Raw genomic sequence first — 5,753 nt, 5'->3', positions numbered from 1 at the left:
GGGTGACGATGCGGATATAGCCTTCCTCGCTCTGGTTGATCTCGATGCCCAGCCCGACGAATTTGCCCTCGGTGCCTTCACGCAGCTCGCGGTAGGCCTTGCGGTCCAGGTAGGCCGAGTGCGGGTCGAGCGCGCCCACCATGCCGGAAACGGCCTGCGTGAGCAGCTTGCGGTCTTCGACCGGCTCGACGTAGTCGGCGCGGATCGTGTTGTAGGCATGGGCCAGCTCGTGCAGGCCCTCGATGGGCATGCCGTCCACCGGCTTGTGGGCCAGGGCCGAGTATTGCATCGTGACGCCGACCCCGAGGATCACGCCGAGGGTGATCAGGGCGGCGTTCTTGAAGCTGGAGCGCATGTGCGATGGAACGAGAGGATGACTGCGGTCCAGTATAACCGTCCCGAGCGCCGGGTGTGGCGCCCGGTTGCGTCAGAACGGCCTCAAGCGATGGCGCGTTGCCCGGCAGGCAATGCGCCACGGTTGCCGATGATGCGCGAAAACAACTGCAACTGGCCGTTGGTCGTGTCGTCCCAGCTGAAGCCTTCGGCGTAGCGGCGGGTGGCGGCGTGGTCGGGGTAGTTGCGGCGCAGTTCCGTCAGCGCCTCGGCGATGCCCTTCGAGGTGCGCTCCTTCATCAGCACGCCGGCTTCCTGTGCGCCGACGACTTCCGGCGTGCCCCAGACGTTACTTGCAACGACCGGCGTGCCGCAGGCCATTGATTCCAGCAGTACATTGGCCCAGCCTTCGCGGCTGGAGGCGAGGACCATCGCGTCGGCCGCGTTGTAGTAATGCTTGAGCTCCGTCTGGGCGACGGCGCCGAGGAATTTGACGCGGTCGGCCACGCCCAGGCTGGCGGCCTGTGCTTCCAGCTTCTTGCGCTCCGGGCCGATGCCGGCGATGAGCAGTTTGACGTCCGGCAGCATCGGCAGCGCGCCGATCGTGAGATCGTGCGCCTTGCGCGGGTCGAGCACGCCGACGGAGATGACGGTGAAGCCGTCGATGTCCAGCTGCGCGCGGGCGGCCGCCCGGTCCAGCGGGACGAAGCGCTGCAGGTCGACGCCGTTACGCAGCGACACGATGCGGTCGCCCGGAACGCCGAGGCCGATCATCTCTTCGCGCAGCGCCTGGCATACGGTGATCATGCCGGCGGCGTTGTTTGCGGCCCACATGAGTTGCTTCCTCGGCAGCGCGTACTGCGGAATCAGGTTAATGTCGGTACCGCGAGACGTGACGACGACGGGCTTGTTGAAATACTTGCCCAGCATTACTGCGGCCACGCCGTCCGGATAAAAATAATGGGCGTCGATGGCGTCGAAGTCATAGCCCTCGTCGATGATGCGGCCGATTTCCTTCTTGCAGGCCTGGGCCATCAGCCATGGTGCCGCCGTCATCCCGACCTTGGGAATGACGAGGTAGCGCGGGTGCGTGACCTCGATGCCGTAGCGGGTCTCGGAGGCCGGTACTTTCGAAAAGGTGGCGTAGTCGCCGAAGCGCGGGTGCTGTGACGGGAACCAGGGCACGGGCGCGACGACCTTCGACTCGACCTGGCCGCTGGCGAGCAGGTAGCGCAGGCGGGTCTCGACAAAGATGCCGTGACTGGGTTTGACCGTATTCGGGAACAGGGAACTGAAAGTAAGGAGCTTCATCGACGATCTTCGCAAGCGGTAGAGGCACGGCGTAGCCTCTATTATGTAATAGATTGCAATAACCTGCCTTTTATCGTGGAACACGCCGTCGTTTAATGGCAAAAATGTAATGTGCGTAGGGTACTCGTCAGAAATTTATGATAAATTCGTCTAGTTTTTAACCCGGCGGCAAGTCCTCCGGTCCATTCCCTCATCTCATAAGTTGAACCAGCGTGCAGCGCGGGCGTCTTATGGTCAAACACTTCGATCTGTAGAGATTATGAAAATTTCAGTTATCGGGACTGGTTACGTCGGACTGGTGTCTGGCGCATGCTTCGCCGACGTCGGCAATACCGTATTGTGCCTGGACGTCGACACGCGCAAGATCACGATGTTGAAGGACGGGATCATCCCCATCCACGAACCCGGCCTGGACAGCCTCGTCCAGCGCAACGCCGCCGCCGGCCGCCTGCTGTTCTCGTCGAACTATGACGATGCGGTCAACCATGCCGACGTCATCTTCCTGGCCGTCGGCACGCCGCCGGACGAAGACGGCAGCGCCGACCTGACCCACATCCTGTCCGCCGCGCGCAGCATCGGCGAGCGCCTGACGAAGCCGGCCGTGATCGTCGACAAGTCGACCGTGCCGGTCGGCACCGCCGAGAAGGTCAAGCGCGCCATCGCGGGCGAGCTCGAGAAACGCGGCGTGAACGTGGCGTTCCACGTCGTCAGCAATCCGGAATTCCTGAAGGAAGGCGCCGCGATCGAAGACTTCATGAAGCCGGACCGCATCGTGGTCGGCTTCGACGATGCCGAAGCGGGCAAGCAGATGCGCCAGCTGTACGCACCGTTCAGCCGCAACCACGAGAAATTCGTCGAGATGGACATCCGCAGCGCGGAACTGACCAAGTATGCCGCCAACGCCATGCTGGCCACCCGCATCAGCTTCATGAACGAGCTGGCGAACCTGTCCGAACTGCTGGGCGCCGACGTCGAGGCGGTGCGCCTGGGCATCGGCATGGACCCGCGCATCGGCCCGGACTTCCTGTACGCCGGCATGGGCTATGGCGGCTCCTGCTTCCCGAAAGACGTCAAGGCGCTGATCAAGACGGCTAGCGACCACGCGCAGCAACTGCATCTCTTGAGCGCGACCGAGAAGGTCAACGAGGAGCAGAAGAATGTGCTGTTCAACAAGCTGGTGCGCTTCTTCGGCGGCGCGCAGAACCTGAACGGCAAGACGATCGCCCTGTGGGGCCTGTCGTTCAAGCCGAACACGGACGATATGCGCGAAGCACCGAGCCGCATCCTGATCAAGTCGCTGTTCGACGCCGGCGCCAACGTGGTCGCGTACGACCCGGTCGCCAGCACGGAAGCGCAGCGCGTGCTGGTCGCGGAGCACGGCGAGGACCTGTGCAATGCGCGCCTGCGCATCGTCGAATCGGCCCGCCAGGCCGCCGAAGGCGCGGACGTGCTCGTGCTGGTCACGGAATGGAAGGAATTCCGCGCACCGGACCTGCCGTTCCTGGCCGAGAACCTGAAACTGAAGGCCGTGTTCGACGGTCGTAACATCTATGATCCGGACGCCTTCGGCGCCGCCGGCCTCGTCTACGAAGGCATCGGCCGCCGTTCCGGGAAAGTTCAATAATGATGGAAAGTAACAAAGGGGCTATCCTTGTCACGGGCGCCGCCGGCTTCATCGGCAGCGCGGTGGCGGTGCGCCTGGCCGCCATGGGTCACACCGTGGTCGGCTGCGACAATTTCAACGATTACTACGACCCGGCGCTGAAGCACCACCGCGTCGAGGCGCTGCTCAAGCCGGCGAACGTGCCGTGCGAGACCGTCGAGCTGAGCGATGGAGAACAGGTTGCGGCGCTGTTCGAGCGCGTGAAACCGGCGCTCGTCGTGCACCTGGCCGCCCAGGYCGGCGTGCGCTACTCGCTGAAGAACCCGGCCGCCTATGTGCAGGCGAACCTCGTCGCGTTCGGCCACATGCTGGAAGCCTGCCGCAACCACAAGGTGCAGCACCTGCTGTACGCCAGCAGCAGCAGCGTCTACGGCGCCAACGCCAAGACGCCGTTCAGCGAGGACGACGTCACCGACGCGCCCGTGTCGCTGTACGCCGCGACGAAGAAGTCGAACGAGCTGATGGCGCATTCCTACAGCCATCTGTACGGCATCCCGACCACCGGCCTGCGCTTCTTCACGGTGTACGGTCCGTGGGGCCGTCCGGACATGGCCTATTTCAGCTTCGCGCGCAAGATGCTGGCGGGCGAGCCGATCCCCGTGTTCGCCGAAGGCAAACTGTACCGCGACTTCACGTATATCGACGACATCGTCGAAGGCGTCGTCCGGTTGCTGTTCAAGCCGACGACCCCGGAAGGCAAGCCGCCGCATGCCATCTTCAACATCGGCAACCAGACGCCGGTGCAGGTGCTGGACTTCATCCGCACGCTGGAAGGCGCATTCGACGTCAAGGCCCAGCTGGACTTCCAGCCGATGCAGCCGGGCGACGTGCCGGCCACGCATGCCGACACGAGCAGGCTGCAGGACTGGGTCGGCTACAAGCCCGCCACGTCGCTGGAGGCGGGCTTGTGTGAATTTGCGCGGTGGTATAATCGGGCGATACGTGAAAATGTTTCCTACCTGAAATGAAAAAAGTCCTCATCCTCGGCGTCAACGGTTTTATCGGCCACCATCTCTCCAAGCGCATCCTGGAGACGACCGATTGGGAAGTATACGGCATGGACATGAATGCCGAGCGGATCGCGCATCTGCTCGACCATCCGCGCATGCACTTCTTTGAAGGCGACATCACCATCAACAAGGAATGGGTCGAGTACCACGTCAAGAAGTGCGACGTGATCCTGCCGCTGGTGGCGATCGCGACGCCGTCGACCTACGTGAAGGAACCGCTGAAGGTCTTCGAACTGGACTTCGAGGCGAACCTGCCGATCGTCCGTTCGGCCGCCAAGTACAAGAAGCACCTGATCTTCCCGTCGACGTCGGAAGTCTATGGCATGAGCCCGGACTCGGAATTCGATCCGGAGAACTCGGAACTGGTCTACGGCCCGATCAACAAACCGCGCTGGATCTACGCCTGCGCCAAGCAGCTGATGGACCGCGTGATCTGGGGCTATGGCATGGAAGGCCTGAACTTCACGCTGTTCCGTCCGTTCAACTGGATCGGTGCCGGCCTGGATTCCATCCACACGCCGAAAGAAGGCTCCTCGCGCGTGCTGACCCAGTTCCTGGGCCACATCGTGCGCGGCGAACCGATCCAGCTGGTCGACGGCGGCCAGCAGAAGCGTTCGTTCACCTATGTCGACGACGGCATCGACGCGCTGATGCGCATCATCGAGAACAAGGATGGCAAGGCGTCCGGCAAGATCTTTAACGTCGGCAACCCGACCAACAACTACTCGATCCGCGAACTGGCCGGCATGATGCTGGACCTGGCCGCCGAGTACCCGGAATACCGCGACACCGCCAAGCAGGTGAAACTGGTCGAAACGAGTTCGGGCGCCTACTACGGCACCGGCTACCAGGACGTGCAGAACCGCGTGCCGAAGATCGAGAACACGGTGTCGGGACTGGGCTGGAAGCCGCAAGTCTCCATGCGCGACGCGCTGGTCAAGATCTTCGATTCGTACAAGGACAAGCTGGGCGACGCCAAGCAGCTCAACACCTGAGCCTTGCTGCCGTGAATAAAAAAGGCTGCTGCGGCAGCCTTTTTTATTCAACTTACGAATGCGTTGCGACGACATTCCCGATTGCTGGACGCGTGGACAGCGGAGCTGTCCACCCTACCTGCGTCATTCAACAAAGGTGGGAAGATGAAGATTGCCATCCTCGGCGGCGGCGTGGCTGGGGCCGGCATCTGCCGCTGCACGCAGGCTGATGCGGCCAGTCCGTCAATACGAATTCGGGGTTCCTGTAAATCCGTGTATCCCCCAACAAACACGGCGTAAGCATTTGTAAAGTGCCCGGACAGGGGGAGGGGAGGGRCATATAGTTCTTATCAGTTTTTCTCTCTCTCCACTCTTGAAGTGGTCTTTGCCCACGGTTCCCCCACCGTGGGCTTTTTTATGCCCTGGAGCGTATTGATGATCACAAAAAGGTTCGCGCATGCC

5 protein-coding genes are annotated in these 5,753 nt (G+C 62.3%); 3 read left to right on the top strand and 2 right to left on the bottom strand.

Annotated elements, in window-relative coordinates:
* Both AC1DYX_RS26750 and AC1DYX_RS26745 read right to left on the bottom strand, forming a co-directional pair.
* Nucleotides 1-355: S41 family peptidase (locus tag AC1DYX_RS26750; protein WP_477264529.1), on the bottom strand; the 355-nt coding region annotated here is incomplete at its 3' end.
* A gap of 83 nt (nt 356-438) precedes the next feature.
* Nucleotides 439-1,644: a glycosyltransferase family 4 protein gene (locus AC1DYX_RS26745; protein WP_477264527.1), complete on the bottom strand. Its 1,206-nt coding sequence runs from the start codon at nt 1,642-1,644 to the stop codon at nt 439-441.
* Nucleotides 1,645-1,903: 259 nt separating this feature from the next.
* On the opposite strand from AC1DYX_RS26745, the gene AC1DYX_RS26740 reads away from it, so the two are divergent.
* Genes AC1DYX_RS26740 through AC1DYX_RS26730 form a run of 3 tightly spaced genes read left to right on the top strand, consistent with a single transcriptional unit; the run spans nt 1,904 to nt 5,312 of the window.
* Nucleotides 1,904-3,268 carry a UDP-glucose dehydrogenase family protein gene (locus AC1DYX_RS26740; protein WP_477264525.1) on the top strand — a complete coding sequence of 455 codons (1,365 nt, stop codon included), beginning with the start codon at nt 1,904-1,906 and terminating at the stop codon, nt 3,266-3,268.
* On the top strand, nt 3,268-4,275 hold the full coding sequence (locus AC1DYX_RS26735) for an NAD-dependent epimerase/dehydratase family protein (RefSeq protein ID WP_477264523.1): 1,008 nt from the start codon (nt 3,268-3,270) through the stop codon (nt 4,273-4,275). Before AC1DYX_RS26740 ends, AC1DYX_RS26735 begins: the two co-directional genes overlap by 1 nt.
* Nucleotides 4,272-5,312, top strand: a complete 1,041-nt coding sequence (locus AC1DYX_RS26730; protein ID WP_477264521.1) for a bifunctional UDP-4-keto-pentose/UDP-xylose synthase — start codon at nt 4,272-4,274, stop codon at nt 5,310-5,312. Before AC1DYX_RS26735 ends, AC1DYX_RS26730 begins: the two co-directional genes overlap by 4 nt.
* Nucleotides 5,313-5,753 lie beyond the last annotated feature (441 nt).

The sequence above is a fragment of the Massilia sp. P2_C2 genome (assembly GCF_056404615.1).
The sequence above is the reverse complement of the archived record's forward strand: the minus strand, read 5'-3'. Positions and strand labels throughout refer to the sequence as shown.

Coding starts and splice junctions, on each gene's coding strand:
- AC1DYX_RS26745 (WP_477264527.1), bottom strand. CDS start 1,644: ATGAAGCTCCTTACTTTCAGTTCCCTGTTCCCGAATACGGTCAAACCC.
- AC1DYX_RS26740 (WP_477264525.1), top strand. CDS start 1,904: ATGAAAATTTCAGTTATCGGGACTGGTTACGTCGGACTGGTGTCTGGC.
- AC1DYX_RS26730 (WP_477264521.1), top strand. CDS start 4,272: ATGAAAAAAGTCCTCATCCTCGGCGTCAACGGTTTTATCGGCCACCAT.